The sequence below is a fragment of the Spiribacter salilacus genome (genome assembly GCF_009649225.1).
Classification (GTDB): Bacteria; Pseudomonadota; Gammaproteobacteria; order Nitrococcales; family Nitrococcaceae; genus Spiribacter; species Spiribacter salilacus.
This window is the reverse complement of record NZ_WJPP01000013.1, coordinates 1-1,104: the sequence shown is the minus strand read 5'-3', so window position 1 is coordinate 1,104 and position 1,104 is coordinate 1. Positions and strand designations below refer to the sequence as shown.

The following is a 1,104-nucleotide window of genomic DNA, read 5'->3' as shown; positions in this document are numbered from 1 at the left end:
GCGGCGTTGACGAAGGTGTTGTCGGAGCAGTTTGGTGGTCAGGCGCGTGCGTTTGATCAGATTGACAATGCGCCGGAGGAGCGTGAGCGTGGTATTACGATTGCCACGGCGCATGTGGAGTATGAGTCGACGAACCGTCACTATGCGCATGTGGACTGTCCTGGACATGCTGATTATGTGAAGAACATGATCACGGGTGCGGCCCAGATGGATGGTGCGATTTTGGTGTGCTCGGCGGCGGATGGCCCGATGCCACAGACCCGAGAGCATATTTTGTTGGCCCGTCAGGTGGGTGTGCCGGCGATGGTGGTCTTTTTGAACAAGGCTGACATGGTAGATGATGCGGAGTTGTTGGAGCTGGTGGAGATGGAGGTGCGAGAGCTGCTCAGTGCCTATGACTTCCCGGGTGATGACATTCCGATTATTACTGGGTCGGCATTAAAGGCGCTGGAGGGGGATACCTCGGATGTGGGTGTGGCTTCGGTGCTGAAGTTGGTTGAGGCGATGGATGAGTATATTCCAGAGCCAGAGCGCGCGGTTGATGGTGCGTTTTTGATGCCGATTGAGGATGTTTTCTCGATCTCAGGCCGCGGCACGGTGGTAACCGGTCGTGTGGAGCGTGGGATTGTGAACACCGGTGATGAGGTGGAGATCGTGGGTATTAAGGACACGGTCAAGACGGTGGTCACGGGTGTGGAGATGTTCCGCAAGCTGCTTGATGAGGGGCGTGCTGGGGATAACATTGGTGCGTTGTTGCGTGGTACCAAGCGTGATGATGTGGAGCGTGGTCAGGTGCTCTGTAAGCCGGGCTCGATTAATCCGCACACCAAGTTTGAGGCGGAAGTGTATGTGCTCTCTAAAGATGAGGGTGGTCGTCACACGCCGTTTTTTGATGGATATCGTCCGCAGTTTTACTTCCGTACCACGGATGTCACGGGTGCCTGTGACCTGCCTTCGGGCACGGAGATGGTGATGCCGGGTGATAACGTGCAGATGACGGTGTCGTTGATTGCGCCGATTGCCATGGAAGAGGGTCTGCGGTTTGCGGTGCGTGAGGGTGGCCGTACGGTCGGCGCCGGCGTTGTCGCAAAGATCCTGGAGTAA

At 56.6% G+C, this 1,104-nt stretch carries 1 protein-coding gene; it reads left to right on the top strand.

All coding sequences use genetic code 11. The features are described from left to right. Positions 1-1,104: elongation factor Tu (tuf, locus tag GH984_RS10740; protein WP_153720222.1), on the top strand; the 1,104-nt coding region annotated here is incomplete at its 5' end.